The 22,268-nt window shown below is 68.6% G+C and carries 20 protein-coding genes; 2 read left to right on the plus strand and 18 right to left on the minus strand.

The window, feature by feature from the left end:
* Nucleotides 1-706 (minus strand): polyprenol monophosphomannose synthase (locus tag J9611_RS14205; RefSeq protein ID WP_211881055.1); only part of this gene is annotated, 706 nt, incomplete at its 3' end.
* A 548-nt stretch (nucleotides 707-1,254) separates the two neighbouring features.
* On the opposite strand from J9611_RS14205, the gene J9611_RS14210 reads away from it, so the two are divergent.
* Nucleotides 1,255-1,701, plus strand: coding sequence for a helix-turn-helix domain-containing protein (locus J9611_RS14210; RefSeq protein ID WP_211881057.1), 447 nt, complete (start codon nucleotides 1,255-1,257; stop codon nucleotides 1,699-1,701).
* A 17-nt stretch (nucleotides 1,702-1,718) separates the two neighbouring features.
* The gene (locus J9611_RS14215) at nucleotides 1,719-2,138 is read left to right on the plus strand and encodes a HepT-like ribonuclease domain-containing protein (protein ID WP_211881058.1); all 420 of its coding nucleotides are present in this window, start codon (nucleotides 1,719-1,721) and stop codon (nucleotides 2,136-2,138) included.
* Nucleotides 2,139-2,177: 39 nt separating this feature from the next.
* Here J9611_RS14215 and J9611_RS14220 read toward each other — a convergent pair whose 3' ends face one another.
* The 17 genes from J9611_RS14220 to J9611_RS14300 form a co-directional block, all read right to left on the minus strand.
* Nucleotides 2,178-3,842, minus strand: coding sequence for an amidohydrolase (locus J9611_RS14220; RefSeq protein WP_211881059.1), 1,665 nt, complete (start codon nucleotides 3,840-3,842; stop codon nucleotides 2,178-2,180).
* A 135-nt stretch (nucleotides 3,843-3,977) separates the two neighbouring features.
* Complete coding sequence (locus J9611_RS14225; protein WP_211881060.1) at nucleotides 3,978-6,896, minus strand: DEAD/DEAH box helicase; 2,919 nt, start codon at nucleotides 6,894-6,896, stop codon at nucleotides 3,978-3,980.
* A gap of 24 nt (nucleotides 6,897-6,920) precedes the next feature.
* Nucleotides 6,921-7,715: a twin-arginine translocase subunit TatC gene (tatC, locus tag J9611_RS14230; RefSeq protein ID WP_211881093.1), complete on the minus strand. Its 795-nt coding sequence runs from the start codon at nucleotides 7,713-7,715 to the stop codon at nucleotides 6,921-6,923.
* Nucleotides 7,716-7,763: 48 nt separating this feature from the next.
* Entirely contained in the window at nucleotides 7,764-8,033 is a 270-nt protein-coding gene (tatA, locus tag J9611_RS14235) for a Sec-independent protein translocase subunit TatA (RefSeq protein ID WP_211881061.1), read from the minus strand.
* 29 nt (nucleotides 8,034-8,062) lie between these two features.
* On the minus strand, nucleotides 8,063-8,413 hold the full coding sequence (locus J9611_RS14240) for a hypothetical protein (protein WP_211881062.1): 351 nt from the start codon (nucleotides 8,411-8,413) through the stop codon (nucleotides 8,063-8,065).
* Nucleotides 8,414-8,439: 26 nt separating this feature from the next.
* Nucleotides 8,440-10,485, minus strand: coding sequence for a helix-turn-helix transcriptional regulator (locus J9611_RS14245; protein WP_211881064.1), 2,046 nt, complete (start codon nucleotides 10,483-10,485; stop codon nucleotides 8,440-8,442).
* Nucleotides 10,486-10,625: 140 nt separating this feature from the next.
* Nucleotides 10,626-11,021, minus strand: coding sequence for an FKBP-type peptidyl-prolyl cis-trans isomerase (locus tag J9611_RS14250; RefSeq protein ID WP_211881066.1), 396 nt, complete (start codon nucleotides 11,019-11,021; stop codon nucleotides 10,626-10,628).
* Nucleotides 11,022-11,070: 49 nt separating this feature from the next.
* Entirely contained in the window at nucleotides 11,071-12,009 is a 939-nt protein-coding gene (locus J9611_RS14255; RefSeq protein ID WP_211881068.1) for an FKBP-type peptidyl-prolyl cis-trans isomerase, read from the minus strand.
* Between the two features lie 110 nt (nucleotides 12,010-12,119).
* Nucleotides 12,120-13,484, minus strand: a complete 1,365-nt coding sequence (gene pafA, locus J9611_RS14260; protein ID WP_211881070.1) for a Pup--protein ligase — start codon at nucleotides 13,482-13,484, stop codon at nucleotides 12,120-12,122.
* 1 nt (nucleotide 13,485) lies between these two features.
* Nucleotides 13,486-14,193 carry a proteasome subunit alpha gene (gene prcA, locus J9611_RS14265; RefSeq protein ID WP_211881071.1) on the minus strand — a complete coding sequence of 236 codons (708 nt, stop codon included), beginning with the start codon at nucleotides 14,191-14,193 and terminating at the stop codon, nucleotides 13,486-13,488.
* Nucleotide 14,194: 1 nt separating this feature from the next.
* Nucleotides 14,195-14,962, minus strand: coding sequence for a proteasome subunit beta (gene prcB / locus J9611_RS14270; RefSeq protein WP_246527831.1), 768 nt, complete (start codon nucleotides 14,960-14,962; stop codon nucleotides 14,195-14,197).
* A gap of 168 nt (nucleotides 14,963-15,130) precedes the next feature.
* Nucleotides 15,131-15,334, minus strand: coding sequence for a ubiquitin-like protein Pup (locus J9611_RS14275; protein WP_211881074.1), 204 nt, complete (start codon nucleotides 15,332-15,334; stop codon nucleotides 15,131-15,133).
* A gap of 89 nt (nucleotides 15,335-15,423) precedes the next feature.
* Nucleotides 15,424-17,097, minus strand: coding sequence for a depupylase/deamidase Dop (gene dop, locus J9611_RS14280; protein WP_372447793.1), 1,674 nt, complete (start codon nucleotides 17,095-17,097; stop codon nucleotides 15,424-15,426).
* Nucleotides 17,094-18,917, minus strand: coding sequence for a proteasome ATPase (arc, locus tag J9611_RS14285; protein ID WP_211881076.1), 1,824 nt, complete (start codon nucleotides 18,915-18,917; stop codon nucleotides 17,094-17,096). The genes dop and arc overlap by 4 nt, the downstream gene beginning before the upstream one ends.
* Before the next feature lie 84 nt (nucleotides 18,918-19,001).
* On the minus strand, nucleotides 19,002-20,144 hold the full coding sequence (locus tag J9611_RS14290) for a tRNA (adenine-N1)-methyltransferase (RefSeq protein ID WP_211881077.1): 1,143 nt from the start codon (nucleotides 20,142-20,144) through the stop codon (nucleotides 19,002-19,004).
* A 140-nt stretch (nucleotides 20,145-20,284) separates the two neighbouring features.
* A complete protein-coding gene (locus J9611_RS14295; RefSeq protein WP_211881078.1) occupies nucleotides 20,285-21,496 on the minus strand; it encodes a site-2 protease family protein in 1,212 nt (403 codons plus the stop codon).
* Complete coding sequence (locus tag J9611_RS14300) at nucleotides 21,489-22,247, minus strand: HAD family hydrolase (RefSeq protein ID WP_211881079.1); 759 nt, start codon at nucleotides 22,245-22,247, stop codon at nucleotides 21,489-21,491. Before J9611_RS14300 ends, J9611_RS14295 begins: the two co-directional genes overlap by 8 nt.
* Nucleotides 22,248-22,268: the final 21 nt, after the last annotated feature.

Consider the following 22,268-nt stretch of genomic DNA (forward strand, 5'->3'; position numbering starts at 1 on the left):
TCCAGCGTGCCGCCAGGCCCCACCTCGTGACGTTGACCATGGCTTCCACCACAATGTTTCCGCTCATCTTCGAGGCGCCCAGTTCGCGCTCAACGAAGGTGATCGGCCGTTCCACGATCGTCAGCCCCAGTTTCGCCACGCGCCAGGCGAGATCCACCTGGAAGCCGTAGCCGACCGAATCGACGGAGTCCAGGTTCACTTTCTCCAGGGTGCTCCGGCGGAATGCGCGGAAGCCGCCCGTCACGTCCTTGATCTTGACGCCCAGCATGATGCGGGCGTAGGTGCTGCCGACCCGGGAGATGGCCTGGCGGTACAGCGGCCAGTTCACAACGCTGCCGCCGGCAACCCAGCGTGAGCCCATGGCGAGGTCCGCGCCCTGTTCGACGGCGTCGAGGAGCTGCTGGAGCTGCTCCGGCTGGTGCGAACCGTCCGCATCCATCTCGACCAGGACGTCGTAGCCCGCCTCGAGGCCCCACCTGAAGCCGGCGATGTAGGCCGCCCCGAGTCCCGCCTTGCCCTGGCGGTGCAGGACGTGGACCTGGCTGTCCTCAGCGGCGAAGCGGTCCGCCAGCTGCCCCGTACCATCGGGGCTGTTGTCGTCGACAACCAGGACATCGGAAGCCGGCACAGCAGTGCGAAGGCGCCCGAGGGTCTTGGGCAACGATTCCAGCTCGTTGTAGGTCGGGATAATGGTGAGGACACGCACAGCGGGGCCTTTCCTTGTAGGGAGCGGTCAAAGCACCCGGCAGGCAGCAGTGACTGAGGCGCAATTCTCCATTATAGGGAGTCGCCCGCCCCCTCGGCGGCCGCAGGCATCCCCCGGGGCAGATCCACCCGCTTCGGGCCAGTTCCGGAAGCCCACGGGATGCGCCGCCGGAACCGTTTTCTGCTGCGAAGTGGACCGGCCCCGGGGGGTGCCCATGGTCACGACCAAAGAAAGCTGCCGCGTGTGCGGCAACCTGCAACTGGCCGGGATCAACCGGATCCTGCGCCGTACGCAAGCCTCCGTTGACCCTCAATGCTACGGCCGCGTCCTGATCTGTCAACCGCACTGTGACCTGCCGTTTCATCCGTCGTCGCAGGTCAGGGGCGTGTTTGGGGCAACGGTTTCGGGCCGGCAATACGGTGTGTCCGCACCGCGCGCGGCGTGTCGCCGCTTGGCCCGGGGACCTGGAAGTCGTTGCGTCCTGTCGTCTGTACCTACTGGACCTGAGCTGCTTTCCTGAGCTATATCGGGTCGATATACTCGCTTTCATGACCAATGAGATCGCCCTGAAGCGGGTCCAATCCGGGCTGAGCCAAAAACGTCTGGCCGAGCTCGCACACGTCAGCCAGCCGAATCTGTCAGCATACGAATCCGGGAAACGCATTCCCCGGCCCGAGACCCTGGAGCGGATTATGGCTGCCCTCAGGCGCAGGCCTTCAGAGATCCTGGCCGAGCACCGTGGCGAGACCTTGGAAGCCGCAAGAAGGCACAAGGCCGGCAACGTCCGTGTCTTCGGGTCGGCGGTGCGCGGCGAGGACACGCCGGGCTCCGATCTTGATCTCCTTGTCGACCTTGAGCCAGGTGCGACGCTCTTCGACCTTGCCGGGCTTCGGCTCGATCTGGTCGATCTGCTGGGCGTGGACGTGGACATTGTCCCTTCCGGGTCCACGGGTTCAGTGATGGACCGCATTCTGGGCGAAGCAGTCCCGTTGTGAATCACGGCCCTCAAGACATGCCCGAGGGTGGGCGGTTCACGCCAAGAAGGCAAAGCGAACCGACCTTTTCACTTGCCGCGGCGCCGAAGCAGCGGATCCTGGACTTGCTGGGCGACATGGAGCAGCGGCTTGATTGGGCAGCGCAGATCGTTGAGGAGGGCGAAGAAGCCTTCAGCAATCCCGACAACTGGCGCTCACGGGAGGCCATGAAGTCGGTCCTCGTGGACCTGAACACCGCCGCGGACCGGATCCCAGAGCAGGTGCGGGGGCGGTATCCGTCGATCCCGTGGCGCAACCTGCGCGGGCTGCGGAACGTTCTGGCCCACGACTACTCTGGCATCCGCTACGACATCGTCTGGAATACTGCCGCTGCCAGCCTGCCTGAGCTCAGGGCACGCCTGCGCGAAATGCGTTCGGACGTGGAGGGCTGGTCCTGACCTCCGCTACCAGTGCGAAAGTCCGGTTTCGGCGCCGTCTCAGGACGCGAGGGAGCCGTGGGCGAACAGTTCCCGGCCGTCCCGGACGGTCAGGAGGCAGGCCGGATCGGTGCCGGTGTCCAGGGCTGGCAGCAGCGGCGTGCGGGCCCGGGGGTCGGTGCTCCAGGATTGCACCCTGGCGTCGGCGACCTGGACCATGAGTTCCTCGGCCTCCCAGACGGCGAAGGTGGCGGGAGCGCCCGGGACCAGCTGGCCGGCCATCGGGTTCCGGTAACGGGCTGCCCGCCACCCGGCCCGGGTGTGGCCGAGGAAGGCGGCGCGGGCGGAGATCCGTTCGTCCGGGTTGTTGTGCTCCAGACAGGCGCGCACGCTGGACCATGGCCGGAGCGGCGTCACCGGGCTGTCGCTGCCGAAGCAGATCGGGACGCCGGCTGCATAGAAAGAGCCGAACGGGTTCATCCCCCGGCGGCGGCCGCCGAGGCGCTGCTCGTAGAGGCCGTCCCCTGTTCCCCAGAGCGCGTCGAACACCGGCTGCGCGCTGACCGTCACGGAGTACCCGGCCAGCCTGCTGATGGCGTCCGGGGAGGCCATCTCGACGTGCTCAAAGCGGTGGCCGGCGGCGCGGACCCGCTGCTCGCCCACCTCGGCTGCGGCCTCGTCCAGGGCGTCCAGGGCCGCGGCGAGGCCTGCGTCCCCGATCACATGGAAGCCCGCCTGGATTCCCAGCAGCGAGCACGCGGCCAGATGCGCCGCGGCCTCCGCGACCGAGAGGTACAGGCTGCCGCGCTCCCCCGGTGCGTCGCTGTAGTCGTCCCCGAGGGCAGCGGTGCGCGAACCGATCGAGCCGTCAATGTTCAGGTCTCCGGCGAGGCCGAGCACGGACACGCCCAGTCCCGCCAGGATGGACCGGGCGTGGTCGGCCGAGGTGGCCAGCTGCCCCCAGTACGGCAGGATTTCAGGAACGTCGGGTGCGCCGTCGGGGCCGGCGTTCCAGGCCGCCGCGAGCTGCAGGTCCTCGATGCTGCCGATCTGCGGGGCGGCCATTTCGGCGAGGGCGACGTAGCCGTTGGCGGCCGCTTCGGCCAGCGCCCGCTGCTGGTGGCCGCGGAGGGTGGCGGCGGGCAGCCGCCGCGCCGCGAGCCGGGCGGCGGTGTGGGCGGCATGTTTGACCTGGCTGCCGCCGGCGAAACCCTCGAGGGTTTCGAGCCCGGCGGCGGACGCGAGCGAGGAAGAAACCAGCGCCGAGTGCCCGTCCACGCGGGACAGGTAGACCTTCCGGCCGCCCGCGGCCCGTTCGAGTTCCTCCCGCACGGGCAGGGCGGGATCGGCCCACAGGGTCTCCTCCCAGCCGTGGCCGAGCACCGTTCCGTCTGTGCCGGCGCCCGCGGCGGCGCCCGCGACGGCGTCAAGCAGCTCGGCGGCGGAGCGGACTCCGCCGAGCCGCAGCGTGCCCAGGGCAATGCCCGTCTCGGTCAGGTGGACGTGGGAATCGACGAATCCGGGAGCCAGGAGCGCGCCCTGGAGGTCGACGACGTCCATGGACGGGTCGGCAAGGGAGGCCGCGGCCTGCTCGGAGCCGACCCAGGCGACCGTGTCGCCGTCGACCAGCATCGCCGTCGCAAAGGGATCGGCTGCGGTGTAGACGGAACCGTTGCGGTACAGCGTGACCTTGCGTGCTGCGGGGGTGGCCGGTGAATCGGTCATGGTGCAGGGGCTCCTTGTGGCTGGGAGGTGGCGGGCGGCGTCGTGCCGGACCTGTTCGGACGGGGCATTCGGACGGGGCGTCCGGAAGGGTTGCGGGACAGTTCTGGACCAGGTGCGGCCGTACTCAGGCGGCGGTCATCCCACAGTCGAATAGGCGACGACGCCGCGCTTGACCAGTTTGATGGCCTCCGCGCAGAGGCGCGCCACGCGCGGGTCCAGGCCGGGGATCTTGGCCAGCTGGTCCAGGAGATCGATGACCTGCTTGACCCAGCGGACAAAGTCGCCCGCGGCCAGCTCCGTGGCGTTGAGGACGTCCTGGAGGTGCTTTCCCTTGGCCCACTTGAAGATCGGCCAGACCAGGCCCAGCTCGGGCTCTCCGGTGAGCGGGAGCTTGTTAGCTTCCTCCACGTCTTCGAGGGCTGACCATTCACGCACCACGGTGTCGACGGCGGATTCCAGCGACACGCTGGGCATCCGCGGCCGCAGCCCGCGGTCCTCCCGTTTGGCCTGGTAGACCAGGACACTGGCCAGGGCGGCGACCTCGGCGGCGTCGAGGTCGTCGAAGGCGCCCATCCGCAGGGACTGGGAAATCAGCAGGTCCTTCTCCCCGTAGATCCGGCGGAGCCGCTGTCCGTCGGTGCTGATCGTGAGCGCACCCGATTCGGAGGTCTCCAGGTAGCCGTAGCCCGCCAGCACCCCGCAGACCCGGTCGAACGTCTTGGCGATGGTGTTGGTCCGGCCCTGGATCTGGCGGACCAGGCCGTCCGTCTCCTGCCGGAGCTTCCACCAGCGCTCGGACCAGCGGGCGTGGTCCTCGCGTTCGCTGCAGCCATGGCACGGGTGTGCGCGGAGCGCACGGCGCAGCTCGGCGATCTTCTTCTCCTGGTCCGGCAGCGCGGCGGCGCGGCCGAAGTCGTCGCTCCGGCTCGGCCGCGTGGGCGGCCGGTTGTCCCGGATGGCGTTGCGCACCGACGAGGCCAGATCGCGCCGGGACTTGGGCACCTTCGCGTTGAAGGACTTCGGGATCCTGATCCGGGTGATCGGCGAGAGCGGGCCCTCGACGTCGTGGACGCCGATCCGCCGCAGCTGGTTGTCCAGGGTCATGACGGCCGGACGGGGCTCGCGGGAGTGGTGGTCCGAGCTGAGCACCACGGCGAGGCCGGGCGCCCGCCCGCTGGGCACATCCACCACATCGCCCGGGAGCAGCCGGCTCAGGGAGTCCTCGGTGAGCGACTTCCTGGCCCGGGAGTTGCTCCTGGAGGCGTTGTTCTCGGCATCGGAGAGGGCGCGCCGCAGCCGGGCGTATTCGGTGAAGTCCCCGAGGTGGCAGGTCATCGCCTTGCCGAAGCCGGCGAGGGACTCTTCCCGGCTCCTGACCTGTTTGGCCAGCCCGACGACGGAGCGGTCCGCCTGGAACTGGGCGAAGGAGGATTCAAGGATCTCACGGGCGCGGGGCCGGCCGAACTGGGCCAGCAGGTTAATGGACATGTTGTACGTGGGCCGGAAGCTCGAGTTCAACGGGTACGTCCGCCGGGAGGCGAGGCCCGCGACGGCGGCAGGGTCCGTGCCGGGCTGCCACAGCACCACCGCGTGGCCTTCGACGTCGATCCCGCGGCGGCCGGCCCGGCCGGTCAGCTGGGTGTACTCCCCGGCGGTGATGCCCACGTGGGCCTCGCCGTTGAACTTCTCCAGCTTCTCCAGCACGACGCAGCGGGCCGGCATGTTGATGCCGAGCGCCAGGGTTTCGGTGGCAAACACGGCCTTGACCAGTCCGTCCACGAAGAGTTTCTCCACAACCTCCTTGAAGGTGGGCAGCATCCCGGCGTGGTGGGCGGCAAGTCCGCGGAGCAGGCCGTCCCGCCAGCTCCAGAACCCGAGGACGTCCAGATCGTCGGAGGGGATGTCCTGGGCGGCCTCATCGACCCGCCGGGCGATGAGGAGCTGTTCCTGCTCCGTCGTCAGCCACAGCCCCGCCGCGATGCACTGGGCCACGGCGGCGTCACAGCCGGCGCGGGAGAAGATGAAGGTGATCGCCGGCAGGAGGTCCTGCCGGTCCAGGCTGGCGATGACCTGGGGACGGCTGGCCTTCCGGACGGGGCTCCGCGGGCCGCCCTGAACGGCGTCGTCGTCCCGCTGGCTGTGTTGCTTGCGCTGATTCCGCTGGTTGCGGCCGCCATGGCCAAAGCGGCCGGAAAAATTCATCTGGCTCTCGGCCCGGGCCATGGACAGCAGTTCCGGGTTGACCTCGAAGCCGCCCCGCGTGCCGACGTTGGCGGTTGCGACGGCTGCCGCGGGGGCGGCGGACACTGCCGCCCTACCGGATTCGCCGGCCGGCGCGATCTCGTCGAAGGTGGTGTCGCCGGCGAAGAGGTCCACGATTTTCCGGCCCACCATGACGTGCTGCCAGAGCGGGACCGGGCGGTGTTCGGAGACGATCACGTCGGTCTGGCCCCGGACGGTGTCCAGCCAGGCGCCGAATTCCTCGGCGTTGGAGACCGTGGCGCTCAACGATGCCACCTGCACTTCGCTGGGCAGGTGGATGATCACCTCCTCCCACACGGCGCCGCGGAAGCGGTCGGCGAGGTAATGGACCTCGTCCATCACGACGAAGCCGAGGTCGTCCAGGGTGCCGGAATCCGAGTACAGCATGTTGCGGAGCACCTCGGTGGTCATCACCACCACGGGGGCCTCCCCGTTGATGCTGGTGTCGCCGGTCAGCAGGCCCACCCCGGCTGCACCGTACTTCGCGGCCAGCTCGGCGTACTTCTGGTTGCTCAGGGCCTTGATGGGGGTGGTGTAGAAGGCCTTGAGCCCCCGCTGGAGGGCCAGATAGACGGCGAACTCCCCCACGATGGTCTTGCCGGCTCCGGTGGGGGCTGCGACCAGCACACCCCTGCCGGCCTGAAGGGACAAACACGCCTCGCGCTGGAAGTCATCGAGTTCGAATTCGAGCGAACGGATGAAACCGCCCAGGTACGTTTTGGCTTCGGCGGCCCGCTCGGCGCTGGCGCGGTAGCGTTCGGACGGCGACTCCGGCCCGGGGATGGAGGACATGCTTCCAGCCTAATGCGCCAGCGGCTAGAGATTCCCCAGCTCGGAGCTGGGAGTCGCCAGGTCCGCGGTTGCCTCGGTTTCCGCCGCGCGCCTGATGGCCCGCTTTTCCCGGCGGCGGTCGCTGAGCAGGCACAGGCCGATTGCCGTGAAGAAGAGCACAAGCATGGGCACGGCAAGGTAGAACATGCTCGTGGCGTCCGCGCCCGGCGCGGCCATGGCGGAGAACAGGCACACCAGGAACACGGTGATGCGCCAGCTCTTGAGGAGCTGCTGACCCTTGACAATGCCGGCCATGTTCAGGCCGACCAGGACCACCGGCAGCAGGAACGCAATGCCGAACGCCAGCAGCAGGCGCAGGACGAAGGACAGGTAGATCTGGGCGCTGATGAAGTTGGAGCCGCCGGAGGGGGTGAAATCGGTCAGCACGCGGACCGCGTTCGGCAGCACGAGCCAGGCCAGGAGCACACCGCCGACAAACAAAGGCACGGCCGCCGCGACGAAGGAGAGGGCGAGCCGCCGTTCCTTCTTGTGCAGCCCCGGGACGATGAACGCCCAGAGCTGGTAGAGCCAGACGGGGCTGGCGATGATAAGGCCCAGGAAGACCGAGACCTGGATCATCAGGTCGAAGGAACTGGCCACGCCGTCGAAGTTCAGCGTGGCCTGCCGGCCCTGATGTTCGTTGAGGTCACGGATCGGCTTGATCAGCGCCGTGAGCATGGGCTGGTAGACAAGGAAGCCGACGACGGTCCCCAGCACGACGGCGATCGCAGCCTTGAAGAGCCGGTTCCGCAGTTCTTTCAGGTGGTCGAGGAGCGCCATCCGCCCCTCGGGGTTGGTTCGGCGGCTCATGGATACTGCCATGGAGTCTTAGGCGCGGTTCGGCGGCGGAACGTCGGCGCCGTCTCCGGTACCGCTTTCGGCGCCCGTGGTCTTAGGGTGGTTCACGACCTTGCCTTCAACGGCCTCGGAGTCCGCGGCGGACGCGGAAGAGCCGTCCTTCTTCATTTCGCGGACTTCCGACTTAAAGATACGCATCGACTGGCCAAGGCTTCTGGCCATGCCCGGCAGCTTCGGTGCGGCAAAAAGCACCAATGCGAGAACGATGATGATGATGAGATGCCAGCCTTCAAGCCTCATGAGGGGAGGTCCTTTCGTTTGAGTACATCCTACGTCGAACTGAAATCGATGTCGCGGAGCGACTGGGGCTGGCCCCGGTCCGCCTTGCGCTGGACGCGGCGCAGGCGGCGGGCCTCCTGCCGGGCGAGCCGGGCGGTGTGGTGATCATGTCGCATCCGGGCGGGCGAGGCAAAGACGGCGGAGCCCGGGGCAGGGCGCGCGCCGGGTGCTGCCGCCGGGCCCGGGCCGGGCGGGAACCGGGAGAACCGCTCCGCTGCGTCGCCGAGTTCCCTGGCCGTCGTCATGAACGCCCGGAACAGCCGGACGCCGAGCACGCCGAAGAACAACAGCGACAGCGCGACAAGCGCTATCCAGATCACGATCCAGGACCACCAAGGCATGCTGAGTAGTCTAGCCTCCGTACCGCTTAGTCTTCATATTGGGCCAGGGCCGCGTCGATCCACTCCCGGGCGGCCTCCGCGAGGGCAACGGGCGCCAGGATCCGCACGGTACCGCCATGCTGGGCGACGAACATGGGCAGCCAGTCCGTGCTGCCGAACCGGATCTCGGCCAGCATCCCGCCGTCGGGCAGGGCGGCGGTGCGCTCGGCGTAGTAGTCGTCGGCGAGGCCGGCGCCCCGGCGGGTCAGTTCCACCACCACGAGGGTGTCGTCGTCGTTCGGGGTGAAGAGTTTCACCGGAAACCCGTCCGCGGGCCCGGCCGCCCGGGACACCGGGCGGCCGTTCGGCTGCAGGGTTTCGATCCGGTCCAGCCGGAAGTTGCGTAGCCCCTGGGCGGAGTGGCAGTACGCCTCGAGATACCAGGTGTTGTCCAGCGAGTAGAGCCGGCGCGGGTCCACGTCCCGCTCGGAGACGGTGTCCCGCTGCGGCGAGAAGTACGTGAGCCGCAGCTGCGCGCCGGTGCGGATGGCTTCACGCGCCGTGGCCAGGGTCGCTGAGTTCTCCGGCCCGACCTCCGGTCCGGAGAACGAGGCCGCCTTGAGCCCTTCCTTCCCCGCCGCCGCCATGAGCTTGAGCGTCACGGACTCCAGGGCGCTGCCTTCGGCCAGTTCCGGCAGGCCGTTGAGCGTCTCCAGCCCGGTCAGCAGGGCGCAGGCCTCCTCCACCGTGAACCGGACCGGGCGGTTCAGCTCCAGGTCCTGGCTGATGAAGACATGGTCGTCGTCCCACTGGATGTCCAGCAGCTCGTCGGGGTACCCCTCCGGCAGGCCCGAGCAGATCAGGATCCGCAGGTCCTCCTCGAGCTCCTTGCGGGTGACACCGAACGTCGCGGCGACCTCGCTGATGTGCAGGCCCTGGTTATGGACCAGGAACGGGACCAGCTGCAGCATCCGCTTGAGCTGGTCTTCGGAGGTGCGCTTGCGTCCGCGCTTGGCCGGCCCCGCTTGCCGGAAAACCTCAGCGAAGGCAACGGCAGGGGCGGGGGCCGCGGCGAACCGGGCCGCGGCAGCCAGGCGCCGCCGCACGGCCGTGGCTAGCTCGGGCGGGGACACCACGAGAACCCGGGGCCCGTAGGACGCGAGTTCCTCACCGAGCGTCCCGGCATCCCGGAACGGCACGGTGAGACGGTCCCGGCCGGCGCCGGGCCCCGCCCCTGCCACGCTTTCGACGACGCGTTCCGCGCCAGGCGCCGCGGCGGGGGCAGCGGCGGGGGCAGCGGCGGTGGCCCGCTTGCGCAGCCCCAGCAGCCGTCCTGCCTGGACGTCGACGACGGCGGACCGGACGGGCAGCTCGTGAAGGCCGGCCAGTTCGGCACGGACATTGAATCCCGCCGGCGCGGTGGTGGGCTCCTTGTCCAGGATGGTGACGGCGGATGTCAGGCGCGAGAGGCGGAAGAAGCGCTTGGCGCCGCGGGTCCGGTCCTGGCCCACGAGGTACCACTGCCCGAAGCGGCTGCCCAGGCCCCAGGGCTCGACGAGGCGTTCCTCCTCCTTGCCGGTGCTGCCGGCGAGGTACCGGAAACTCACCGGGTGTTGGGCATGGATGGCCGCGAGGAGGTCCTCGAAGGCCTGGCCGGCCGGCCGGATGCGCGGCTGGACGCCTGCCGGCAGTTCCGCGTCCGGCAGTTCCCCGGCTGCCTGCAGCTTGCGCACGGCGTTCACGGCGGCGGAACCGAGCGCGGCCTGTTCCCAGAGCCGGGCCGCCAGAATGAGCACGGTGCGTTCCCCGGGGGTCAGGCTGACGTCCGGGAGCCGGTTGGATTCCTTGCCGATCCGGTACCGCGTGGTGGCCGGATCATCCGAACCCCAGCCCAGGTCCAGCACCGTTTCCACCTCGAAGCCGAACTGGCGCAACTCGCTCTTGTCGCGTTCGAACATCCGCCCGAAGGAGATGTCGTTGCTGGTGGTGTCGTGGTAGACCTTCTGCCGCAGTTCGCTGCGGCGGAGCCCGTACCGGGTGTTGAGCAGCGCGATGAGCAGGTTCAGGAGGCGTTCTGTACGTGAGGCGGACACCCCGCAAGGGTACTAAAGTCCCTGCCGGAAAATGCCGAAAGCGCGGTAACCGCCGGAAGAACTTCTCCGATTGTTACCGCGCTTGGCGTCCGGCGCAGTGCCAGGCGCCGTATCAGGCGCTTGGCTGGCTGCCCGCTGCCTTAGCGGACGGCGACGAGGTCGACGACGAAGATCAGGGCCTCGTTGGGGCCGATCGCCCCGCCGGCGCCACGGGAGCCGTAGGCCATCCCGGAGGGGATTTCCAGCCGGCGGCGGCCGCCGACCTTCATGCCCAGCAGGCCCTGGTCCCAGCCCTGGATGACCTGGCCGACGCCGACCCGGAAGTCCAGCGGCGCGCCGCGGCCCCACGACGCGTCGAATTCCTCGCCGGTGGACCAGGCGACGCCGACGTAGTGGGTCGAGACGGTGTCGCCGGCCTTGGCCTCGGCGCCGTCGCCCTCGATCAGGTCGGTGATGACCAGTTCGGTGGGCACGTCGCCCTGGGGGAAGTCAATTTCCGGCTTTTCGCGGTCAAGCTTGCGTTCTCCAAAAGACATGGTTGCTCCTTCGTGCGTGGCTCTGTGTGTGCGTGGTGAGTGGAGTTGGCTATTTGACGCCGAGGATGTCGACGACGAAGACGAGATCGCCCTTGGCATCGCCCTGTCCTTCGTCACCGTAGGCGAGGTCCTTGGGGACGACCAGGAGGACGCGGGAGCCGACGGTCTTGCCGGTCAGGCCCTGGGTCCAGCCCTTGATGACGCCGGTGAGAGGGAAGGTGGCCTTTTTGCCACTGTCAAAACTGGAATCGAAGACCTTGCCGCCGGCCAGGGCGACACCGACGTAGTTGACGGTGATGGTATCCGTTTCCTTGACCTCGGGGCCCTTGCCCTTGATCAGGTCCTGGGAGATGAGGGCCGTCGGGGCGGCGACGCCGTCTACGGAAATCTCGGGGACGCCCTTGTCGTTGTCCTTCACGGTCGGCAGTCCTGCCGGCGGGGTGACGGCGTCGCCCTCAGGCTTGTCCAGGACCGGCGGCGCGTCCTTGGCGGAGATCACCTTGACGACGAGCAGCTGGCTGGGCTGGGCTTCGGTACCCTCGGCGGCGGCCTGTCCCGGGACGGCGAGGGCGAGCTGGGAACCGATCTTCGCGCCCACAAAGGCGTTGTAGATGACGGAGCTGCTGGTTTTGAGGTCGTCGTTCAATTCGAGCTGCTCGGGATCGTTGGCGAAGGTGTCTTCCATGGTGGAGCCGTCCGTGCCGTTAAAGGCGACGATGGAGATCTGTGCGATCTGGTTGGCCTTGACGCGGTCGCCGGTGCCCTCGGTGATCACCTTCACTGACGGTTCCTTGACCTCCAGGGGCTTGGTGAACTCCACACCGGGGGCCTTCTTGTCGCCGTTTTCCGTCAGCTTGACGGAATCCAGCTTGGCGGTTTCACCGGCGGACTGGCTGGTGGGCTCGGGGGTGGGCTCCGGGGCCGGCGTTCCGCCGCAGGCGGTCAGCAGCAGCAGTCCGGGCAGGAGAATTGCTAGTAGTCGGCGCACTTGGAAACTTTCGTCGAGGGAGAATGGACGCTTTGCCCGACGGTCGCCCGCGGCAAAGAAAGCGATGGCCAGTTTACGGCCCTTACCAGAATAGCGTGGAAAGCTGGGTATCAGCCCATAGAGTCCAGCAGGGCATCCACCCGTTCGTCCACGCTGCGGAACGGATCCTTGCACAGGATCGTCTGGTGGGCGCGGTCATTGAGCTTCAGGTGCACCCAGTCCACCGTGTAGTCGCGGCCCAGTTCCTGGGCCCGGCGGACGAAATCGCCGCGCAGTTTGGCCCGGGTGGTCTGCGGCGGGGCATCCACGGCGTCCTTGACGGCGGTGTCATCCGCCACCCGCCGCACGGCTCCGCGGGACTGGAGCAGGTAGTAGAGCCCGCGGCTGCGGGAAATGTCGTGATAGGTCAGATCCAGCTGCGCGATCCGGGGCGCGTCGAGTCCCAGGCCGTGCCGCTGCCGGTAGTTGTCCATCAGCTTCTTCTTGATGGCCCAGTCAATCTCGGTCTCGATCGTGCTGGTGTCGCCGCTTTCAATCGCATCCAGCGTCCGTTCCCACAGGTCCAGGATCAGCGGCACGTGGGCGTTGTGGGCGCCGTGTTCGGCCACGAAGGCCGTCACCTTGCCCAGGTACTCCCGCTGGATTTCCAGGGCGGTCAGCTGCCGGCCGTTGGCGAGGCGGACCAGGGCCCGGCCGCTGAGATCGTGGGAGATCTCGCGGATGCTGCGGATCGGGTTCTCCATCCGCATGTCCCGCATGATGACCCCCGCTTCGATCATCCGCAGGATCAGGTCCACGGTGCCGATCTTCAGCAGCGCGGTGGTTTCGGACATGTTCGAATCGCCCACGATGACATGCAGCCGCCGGTAGAACTCGGCGTCGGCGTGCGGCTCGTCGCGGGTGTTGATGATCGGGCGGGACCGGGTGGTCGCGGAGGACACGCCCTCCCAGATGTGGTCGGCCCGCTGCGAGAACGCGAACGTTGCCCCATGCGGGGTCTTCAGGATCTTGCCCGCCCCGGCGATCAGCTGGCGGGTCACCAGGAATGGGATCAGGATCTCGGCGAGCCGGGAAAATTCACCGCGCCGCGGGATCAGGTAGTTCTCGTGGCTGCCGTAGGAGTTCCCGGCGGAGTCCGTGTTGTTCTTGAACAGGTACACCGTGCCGTTAAAGCCCTCGGCCGCCAGCCGTTCCTGGGCCTCGTCCACGAGGTCACAAAGGATGAGTTCGCCGGCCTTGTCATGGGCGATCAGCTGCGCCAGGTCGTCGCATTCTGCCGTGGCGTACTCCGGGTGCGAACCGACGTCGAGGTACAGGCGTGAGCCGTTGGTCAGGAACACATTGGAGGACCGTCCCCAGCTGACCACCTTGCGGAAGAGGTAGCGGGCCACTTCCTCGGGGGCCAGCGGCCGGGATTCGGGGCTCGAGTAGGAAATCCCGAATTCGGTTTCGATGCCGAAAATGCGCTTGTCCATGTCAGTTCTCCTCCGCAAGCAATGCCACGACGTCGGCGTCCTCGAGCCGCCGGAAGGCCCGGCGGGTGCCGCGGCCTGTTTCTGGGCGGCGGTCCAGCACGGCGACCTCCACGGCCGACGCCGGCAGGGTGGTGGTTTCCTTGTCCGCCACGAGCCCGGCCAGGGCGAGCCGGATGGCACCGGCGAAATCGAGTTCGCCCTGCCAGCCCGCCTCGACGGCTGCGGACACCTTGTCCGCCTGGCCGCCCATCACGATGAAGCCGTGCTCATCGGCGATGGACCCGTCGAAAGTCAGCCGGTACAGGTGGTCCGCTTCCTGGCTGGAGCCGACCTCGGCCACGGCCAGTTCCACCTCGAAGGGCTTCTGTTCGGCCGTGAACACGGCCCCCAGGCTTTGCGCGTAGACGCTGGCCAGTCCCCGGGCCGTGACGTCCTCGCGGTCATAGGAGTAGCCGCGGACGTCCGCGTACCGCACGCCGGCCTGGCGCAGGCTCTCGAACTCGTTGTATTTGCCCACGGCGGCGAAGGCGATCTTGTCGTAGATCTCGCCGATCTTGTGCAGCGACGGCGACGGGTTCTCCGCGACCAGGGCTATTCCCTCCCGGCAGCTGATGACCACGACCGAACGCCCCCGCGCGATGCCTTTCCGTGCGAAATCCGCACGGTCCTTCATCAGCTGCTCGGGTGAGACATAGAACTGCTGGGTCATCTCAGGCCTCCCGCTGGGCCACGGCCCGGGATTCGATGATGGTCCCGGCGACGGCGGCAAGGTCACGCTCCGGGACCCGTACGGCACCCGCCCGGTTGACCACGTAGACCACCGGCCAGAGTTGCCGGACCGGGTCCGGGCCGCCTGTGGCGGAGTCGTCGTCGGCGGCGTCGTACAGCGCCTCGACGGCCACGGCGACGGCGTCCTGCTCCGAAAGGTTGGGCCGCCAGAGTTTCTTCAGGGCCCCGCGGGCAAACATCGAGCCGGAGCCGACGGTGTGGTGCTCCTGCTCCTCGTAGCGCCCGCCGGTGACATCGTAGGAGAACAGCCGGCCAAGCCCTGCGGGCAGGTCGAACCCGGCGAACAGCGGGACGACGGCGAGCCCCTGCATCGCCATGGCGAGATTGCCGCGGATCATGGCGCCGAGCCGGTTGGCCTTGCCGTCCAGGCTCAGGAGTGTTCCTTCGATCTTTTCGTAGTGTTCCAGTTCCACCTGGAACAGCCGGGTGATGTCCAGGGCGATACCGGCCGTCCCGGCGATGCCCAGCACCGAGTACTGGTCTGCCGGGAACACCTTTTCAATGTGCCGGCTGGCGATCACGTTGCCCATGGTGGCGCGGCGGTCCCCCGCCATCAGTACTCCCCCGGCGTAGGTCAGGGCCACGATCGTGGTCCCGTGGGGCACCTGGAGGGGGGCCGCGGCCGGGAGCTGCTGGAAGGGCAGCTGGCCGGAAGGCATTAAGCCGAAAGGCACTAACCCGAGAGGCATTAAGCCGGGCCGTTCGCGTTGCAGATGTTCGGTGAAGGAGGACGTCGCACTGGCCGCTACCTGGTTGGCTGTTGTTTCCTGCACTGGTGCACTCCTCAATGTGGTGGATCAACGACTCGTCCGGCATTCAGCCCCTCAGACCGCTGGTGCGGCGGCTGGCGGCCGGTCCTACTGGCCGCCCTTTTGGACGAAGGCGCGGACGAACTCCTCGGCGTTGGATTCCAGGACACCGTCGATCTCATCGAGCAGATCATCGACGCCCTGGGTGGCCGCCGACGCCTGCGCTTCCGCGGGGGCGGGCGGCGCGGCGGGGACGTCCTCGTCAACCTCGGTGTCCCGCGACTGCGGCTGCTGCTGCTCCTGGCCTGCCATTGTTTTCTCCTTCTGTCCGTCCCCTTTTTCGCAAGGGACATCCTGTAGCAATATTGCCACGCCCGGGCCGCCGGCGGGGCCCTTTACTACTATGAACTCGGGCTGAGTCCCAGGAGTTCCGCGAGGAAGGGGCCGGCCTCCCGGTGCCGGGCAAACAGGCCGCCGGTGAGGGCTTCGGTCCCGCGCAGCGGTTCACGGGTGGGGACACGCTGGAGCTTGCCGCGCCCGGGGACGTCGAAGATGACGGAGTCCCAGCTGGCACCGACCAGATCCGTGCCGAAGCGGCTGACGCAGCGGCCGCGGAAGTAGGCGCGCGTGTCCGACGGCGGCTCCGTCATGGCGCGGGCGATCGTGCCGTCGTCGACGATCCGCTGCATCCGGTCGCGGGCCAGCAGCCGGTAGTAGAGGCCTTTTTCGGGCCGGATATCGGCCCATTGCAGGTCCACGAGGCCCAGCCGGGCGCTGTCCCAGCCCAGCCCGTCGCGCTGCCGGTAGCCCTCCAGCAGGGAGAGCTTGGCGAGCCACTCCACCGAGGAGGCGGCCGCCGCCCGGTCGCCTCCGAGTTCGGTGAGCGTCGCAGCCCACCGTTCCAGCACGGCGTGGGTGTGCCCGTCGCCGTCCACGGCGTCGGCGACCCCGGTGTCCTGGGCATGCTTCGCGGCGGCCTCGTAGTAGATCCATTGGAGGTCCAGCGCGGTCACCCGGCGTCCGTCCAGCAGCCGCACGGTGGCGGTCAGCGAGGTGTCGTGGCTGACGGCCTGCAGCGCCGCGACAGGTTCGTGGACTTCCAGGCGCGGGGCCAGGCCCGCCTCGATCAGGCTCAGGACCATCGCGGTGGTGCCGAACTTGAGGTAATTGGACGCCTGGCTCAGGTTCGCGTCCCCGATGATGACGTGAAGCCGGCGGTACTTGTCGGCGGTGGCGTGCGGCTCGTCGCGGGTGTTGATGATGGGGCGGCGGATGGTGGTCTCGAGTCCCACCTCGGTCTCGAAGAAATCCGCGCGCTGGCTGATCTGGTAGCCGGGCCGGGAGCTGTCCTGGCCCATGCCGACCCGGCCGGCGCCGCAGAGGACCTGGCGGGTGACGAAGAACGGTGTCAGGCCGCGGACTATGTCGCCGAACGGCACGGACCGGGGCATCAGGTAGTTCTCGTGCGATCCGTAGGAGACGGACTTGTTGTCGGTGTTGTTCTTGTACAGGTTGATGGGCGGCAGCTCCGGGTCCGCGGCCAGGCGGCGCACCGCGGCCAGGGCCACGAGGTCGCCGGCGGCGTCCCAGGCGACGGCGTCCCGAGGGTTGGTGACCTCCGGGCTGGAGTACTCGGGGTGGGCGTGGTCGACGTAGAGCCGTGCACCGTTGCCCAGCACCATGTTCATCAGCAGCGTGCCGGACCCGTCCTCGCCGTTGGCCTCCAGCTCCTGCCGGCCGTAGGCGAGGGCGACTGCCTCGGCGTCCAGGACCGGCGGCCGGTCCGTCAGCTGCTCCGGGTCCGCCGCGCTGCGCTCCAGGGTCCAGCCGCGCGCGTCATGCAGCGGTTCCTCGTCCGTATAGTCCCACCGGGTTTCGGCTCCGCCGGCGGCGCGCTGCCGGGTCACCTGGGCGTAGGCCTGGATCACCCGGGCCGACATCATGGTGGCGTTGGCCCCCGGCGCGGACGGCGCGTGGATGCCGTATTCGGTCTCCGAACCCATCACCCGCATGGCGCCGCCGGCGGGCAGGCCTCCACCGGTGTGGGCCGGCTTGCCGGGAACGACAGCCGTCACAGGTACTGACCCGTGCTCGGCATCGTCTCGATGGACTTGCCGGGCTCCTGGCCGGCCTTGCCTTGGACGATGGTGCGGATGTACGTGATGCGCTCGCCCTTCTTGCCGGAGATCCGCGCCCAGTCGTCCGGGTTGGTGGTGTTGGGCATGTCCTCGTGCTCACGGAACTCGTCCACGACGGCGCGGAGCAGGTGGTCGATGCGCAGGCCTTTCTGTCCGATGGTGAGCAGGTCCTTGATGGCGTATTTCTTGGCCCGGTCCACCACGTTCTGCACCACGGCGCCGGAGTTGAAGTCCTTGAAGTAGAGCATCTCGGTGTCGCCGTTGGCGTAGGTCACCTCAAGGTATTCGTTGGACTTCTCGGTGGCGTACATCGCTTCGACCGTGCGCTGGACCATCGCGTCCACGGTGGCCTGGACGTCACCGCTGTGCTCGGAGAGGTCCGACTCGTGGAAGGGCAGGTCCGTGGTGATGTACTTGTTGAAGATGTCCGCCGCCGCCTCGGCGTCGGGGCGCTGGATCTTCACCTTCACGTCCAGCCGGCCCGGCCGCAGGATGGCCGGATCGATCATGTCTTCGCGGTTCGAGGCGCCGATCACGATCACGTTGTCGAGCCGTTCCACGCCGTCGATCTCGCTGAGCAGCTGCGGCACGATCGTCGTCTCGACGTCGGAGGAGATGCCGGTGCCGCGGGTGCGGAACAGCGAATCCATTTCGTCGAAGAACACCACGACGGGGCTGCCCTCGGAGGCCTTCTCCCGCGCCCGGGCGAAGATCAGCCGGATGTGCCGTTCGGTCTCGCCGACGTACTTGTCGAGGAGTTCCGGGCCCTTGATGTTCAGGAAGTAGCTCTTCATGTCCGTCTTGCCCGCGCGTTCGGCGGCCCGGGCGGCCAGCGAGTTCGCGACGGCCTTGGCGATCAGCGTCTTGCCGCAGCCCGGCGGGCCGTACAGCAGGATGCCCTTGGGTGCCTTCAGCCCGTGTTCGCGGTACAGGTCCGGGTGCAGGAACGGCAGTTCGACGGCGTCGCGGATCTGTTCGATCTGCGGGCCGAGGCCGCCGATGTCCTGGTAGGTGATGTCCGGGACTTCCTCGAGGACCAGGTTCTCCACCTCGGAGCGCGGGATTTTCTCCAGCGCGTAGCCGGTGCGCGAATCGATCGACAGGGCGTCACCGACCCGGAGCTTCTGCGCCAGCAGGGCGCCGGAGAGCCGGACCACCCGCTCCTCGTCGGCGCGGCCGACCACCAGGGCGCGGTCCGGCCCCAACAATTCCTTGAGGGTGACGAGATCGCCGGCCCGCTCGTAGCCGAGCCCGGCAACCACCATGAGGGCCTCGTTGAGCAGGACCTCCTGGCCGACCGCGAGCTGGTTCATGTTCACCAGCGGGCTGACGCCCACGCGCATCTTGCGGCCGGCATTGAAGATGTCCACGGACTCCTCGGTGACCGCCTGCCCGCTGCTGCCGGCGGCGGCCTGCCGCTTGGGGTTGAGCTGCAGGATCGTGCCGAAGCTGTACGGCGGCTGGCCCTCCTGGTCGAGGGCGTTCTTCAGACGCAGGATCTCCGCCTTCGCGGTCTCGAGCATGCTGACCAGCCTGGAATTGTTCTGCGTCGCGGAGGCGAGCTGGCGGTCAATATGCCGGAGCTTGTCCCGGAGGATATTGACCTGCCGCTCGGACACGGACAGTTCATTCGCGGCGTAGCGGTCGCCGTCGGCGGCCGAAGCCTGTCCTGACGCCGCCTGTGACGCCCCCTGTGCAGCCGCCTCTGCGGCGGTCTCTGCCGGTGTGCGGCCCGGGTCGGTGTTCGGAGTCTCCATCGTGCATCAGCCCCTTCCTGCGCTTCTGTTAAGACCTTAGCCCCAAGAAGGCGGGTGCTGCTGGAGACTTCCCAAATATAGCGGCTAGTTTGTGACCTCCGGGGCGTCCTTGACGTTGGTGCCGGCGATGGCGTCGCGGGCGGCGCGGCGCAGCTTCTTGTCCGAAACGGCGCGTTCCCCGACGGCGCCGGGAGTCCAGGCATTGACGTCGTCTTCGTTGAAGTCCGTCTTGGAGGGGCGGCGCTTGACGGAGATGCCGGTGACGCCGTCGGCCAGCCTGCGGGTGACGAGCAGGAAGCCGGTGTGGGCCACCATGCGGTGGTCCGGACGCACGGCCAGGCCTTCGAGGTGCCAGCCGCGGACCATGGATTCCCAGGCGTCCGGGGCGGTGAAGCGGCCGTCGGCGCGGATTGCCTCGGCGGTCCGGGACAGCTGCGTCACGGTCGCGACATAGTTGATCCACACGCCGCCCGGAGCCAGCACGGTAGCGACGGCGTCCAGGCACTCCCACGGCGCCAGCATGTCCAGCACCACCCGGTCCACGGAGCCGGGGGCCTCGCTGCGGACAACTTCCGCCTGGAAGTCGCCGAGGGAGATCTGCCAGGCCGGGTGGGGTCCGCCGAAGATCGTCTCGACGTTGCCGCGGGCGATGTCCGCGAATTCCTCACGCCGTTCGAAGGAATGCAGGTAGCCGTTGTCCCCCACGGCGCGCAGCAGCGAGATGGACAGCGCGCCGGAGCCGACGCCGGCCTCCACGACGCGTGCGCCGGGGAAAATGTCGGCCATGGTGACGATCTGGCCGGCGTCCTTGGGATAGACCACCGCGGCGCCGCGCGGCATCGAGAGCACGAAGTCCGAGAGCAGGGGGCGCAGCGTCTGGTACTGCTGGCCGACGTTGTTGACGACGACGGAGCCGTCCGGCTGGCCGATGATCTCGTCGTGGTTCAGGAAGCCGCGGTGGGTGTGGAACGCACCGCCAACCTCCAGGGTGATGGTGTTCATCCGGCCGCGCTCGTCGGTGAGCTGTACCCGCTCGCCCTCGCGGAACGGCCCGCGGCGCCGCGCCGCGCCAACCGGTGCAGGGCCTGCCGGCGGCGTGCCGGCGGAGGTGGCGGGAGACTGGCCGGCGGTGCCGGCGGCTGCCTGGTTGGGGTTGGTGGTGGCCGCGTCGCGGGTGGTTTCGCCGGTGGCTGCCTGGTTGGGGTTGGCGGCGGTGTCGCTGCTCATGAAAATAGTCCTCGCTCCTGTAAAGCTGTGTGGCCGCGGATTTGCCGGCGGGCCGGGTTCTTCTGCCTGGGGCCTTGCGCGTGGGGCCGGAAATACACGACCGGCAGGTAACTCTACCGGTTCAGGCGCTCGGGCTGCCTTCAGGGCTGCCTTCCGGCTCTGCCGGGCTCGCCTCTGCCGCGGCGGGGCTCCTTGCCGGTGATGGCCTTCAGGACGGCCGCCTGGCGCAGCAGACCGGTCACGTTTCCGGCCCCGTCCACGACGGCGTACTCCTGGCCTTCCAGCTGGGCGAGGTACTGGACCAGCTCCTGGCCCCTGGAGAATTCGGGCACGTAGGCGCCGGCGCCGAGGGCATACGCGACGGCGCTGACCGGGGTGGAGGCTGCGGCGGCCGGCGGCACCGTTGAGACGGCGCCGGCGTCGACCAGGGCCACGGGCCGGCCGTCGGGCCCGCACAGCACGACGGCGGGGACCGCGCCCGTGGCGCCGTCCCGTGCCAGGGCCAGCACATCGGCGACGGTCGCGGACTCCGGGAGTCCGACGGCGGGCTCGGCGAGGGTGCCGGCGTCGACCAGGTGCAGCCGGCCGCGCAGGCGCGCCTGCTGGATCGACGCGCCGGCCCCCATCCAGAGGAAGCTGCCCACCAGGGCCGTGATCAGGACGAAGGACAGGTCCAGCCGGTCCCCGCTGAGCGCCGGAAGGACGATGAACCACACGGCCAGGGCGATCACGATGATCCGGCCGCCCCAACCGGCGGCAACGGTGCCTTTCTCCTGGCTGCCGGTAGCCTTCCAGACCGCGGATTCGACCAGCCGGCCGCCGTCCAGCGGAAGGCCTGGCAGCACGTTGAAGATGCCGATCAGCAGGTTGGCCCAGACGAAGATGTTGGCCAGGATATCGGCGACGCCGGTCAGCCCGGCGGTGGACACCAGCAGCCAGCCGCCGCCGGCGAGGACGAAGTTCGCGGCGGGTCCGGCCATCGCCACGAGCACCGAGCGGCCCGGGGACGCGGTGAAGCTCTCGAACTGGGTGTGGCCGCCCCAGAGGTTCAGGACGATCTTCTCCGTGGGCCAGCGGTAGATCTTGGCGGTCAGCGCGTGGGCGAGCTCGTGCACGAGCACGGAGATCAGCAGCAGCACGGCGTAGGCGAACGCGACGAAGTAGGCGCCCAGGCCCAGCGAAGAGTCGTTGTGCGCCAGCACCGGCCCGTAGACGATCACGGTGAACGCCGCGATGATGAACCAGGAGTAGGCCAGCACCACGGGGATGCCGGCGATCCGTCCCAGCGGGATGCCTTCCTTGCGGGAGGCGAGGTCCTTGCGCGGCGGTCCCTGCGTTTCGGTGTCAGTCAATGGCCCGGCTCCTGGTGTTGGGGGCGCCCGCGCTTTCCAGCTCGAAGGTTGCCTCCGGGTACTCGTGCCGCAGGGCCACGAGCTCTTCGAGGTCGGCGACGGTGCGTCCCTCAAGGGTGTCCCAGGTGGCGCGGCGGGGATCGTGCGGCAGGGGCATGATGTGCGGGATGGCGACGGTCACGACGCCGGAGGCCACCGCGGCGGCGACGCCCGGCCCGGAGTCTTCCAGCGCGACGCATTCCCGCAGGGTCAGCCCCGGATCCTGCAGTTGCAGCAGTTCGACGGCTTTCAGGTACGCCTCCGGGTGGGGTTTTCCGTGCGTGACGGTGTCCCCCGTGACCAGGAACTCGAAGTACGGCCTGGGCAGGCTCCCGACGATTTCGCGGGCGAGCGGGCCCTCGGACATGGTCACGAGGACGCAGCGGACGCCTGCCGTGTGGAGCTCGTCGAGCAGTTCGCGCGCACCGGGCCGCCAGGGCACGGAGTTCCGGACCTGGCTGATCACGTGGGCCGTGAGGATGTCGATGATTTCCCGGCGCTCCAGTTCCACGCCGGCCTCCTGCAGGATGCCGGCGGAGAAGACGAGGGACTGGCCGACGAGCTGCATGGCCTGCGCGTGCGACCACTGGCCGCCGTGGGCGGCCACCAGGGCGTGCTCGGCTTCAATCCAGTACGGCTCGGTGTCGACGATGGTGCCATCCATGTCCCAGAGAGCAGCTTTGAGCAGGGGCCGGGGGGCTGAGGATCGCATGCCTTCCAGTCTACGGTGCGG

The sequence above is a fragment of the Pseudarthrobacter albicanus genome (genome assembly GCF_018224015.1).
Taxonomy (GTDB): domain Bacteria; phylum Actinomycetota; class Actinomycetes; order Actinomycetales; family Micrococcaceae; genus Arthrobacter; species Arthrobacter albicanus.

What these genes read in the sequence shown, in the direction of transcription:
- pafA (WP_211881070.1), bottom strand. Translation starts at nt 13,484, where the DNA reads ATGGACAAGCGCATTTTCGGCATCGAAACCGAATTCGGGATTTCCTAC.
- arc (WP_211881076.1), bottom strand. Translation starts at nt 18,917, where the DNA reads ATGGAGACTCCGAACACCGACCCGGGCCGCACACCGGCAGAGACCGCC.
- tatA (WP_211881061.1), bottom strand. Translation starts at nt 8,033, where the DNA reads ATGAGGCTTGAAGGCTGGCATCTCATCATCATCATCGTTCTCGCATTG.
- J9611_RS14290 (WP_211881077.1), bottom strand. Translation starts at nt 20,144, where the DNA reads ATGAGCAGCGACACCGCCGCCAACCCCAACCAGGCAGCCACCGGCGAA.
- J9611_RS14250 (WP_211881066.1), bottom strand. Translation starts at nt 11,021, where the DNA reads ATGTCTTTTGGAGAACGCAAGCTTGACCGCGAAAAGCCGGAAATTGAC.
- J9611_RS14275 (WP_211881074.1), bottom strand. Translation starts at nt 15,334, where the DNA reads ATGGCAGGCCAGGAGCAGCAGCAGCCGCAGTCGCGGGACACCGAGGTT.
- J9611_RS14215 (WP_211881058.1), top strand. Translation starts at nt 1,719, where the DNA reads ATGCCCGAGGGTGGGCGGTTCACGCCAAGAAGGCAAAGCGAACCGACC.
- prcB (WP_246527831.1), bottom strand. Translation starts at nt 14,962, where the DNA reads ATGCCTCTCGGGTTAGTGCCTTTCGGCTTAATGCCTTCCGGCCAGCTG.
- J9611_RS14240 (WP_211881062.1), bottom strand. Translation starts at nt 8,413, where the DNA reads ATGCCTTGGTGGTCCTGGATCGTGATCTGGATAGCGCTTGTCGCGCTG.
- prcA (WP_211881071.1), bottom strand. Translation starts at nt 14,193, where the DNA reads ATGACCCAGCAGTTCTATGTCTCACCCGAGCAGCTGATGAAGGACCGT.
- J9611_RS14225 (WP_211881060.1), bottom strand. Translation starts at nt 6,896, where the DNA reads ATGTCCTCCATCCCCGGGCCGGAGTCGCCGTCCGAACGCTACCGCGCC.
- J9611_RS14300 (WP_211881079.1), bottom strand. Translation starts at nt 22,247, where the DNA reads ATGCGATCCTCAGCCCCCCGGCCCCTGCTCAAAGCTGCTCTCTGGGAC.
- J9611_RS14220 (WP_211881059.1), bottom strand. Translation starts at nt 3,842, where the DNA reads ATGACCGATTCACCGGCCACCCCCGCAGCACGCAAGGTCACGCTGTAC.
- tatC (WP_211881093.1), bottom strand. Translation starts at nt 7,715, where the DNA reads ATGGCGCTCCTCGACCACCTGAAAGAACTGCGGAACCGGCTCTTCAAG.
- J9611_RS14210 (WP_211881057.1), top strand. Translation starts at nt 1,255, where the DNA reads ATGACCAATGAGATCGCCCTGAAGCGGGTCCAATCCGGGCTGAGCCAA.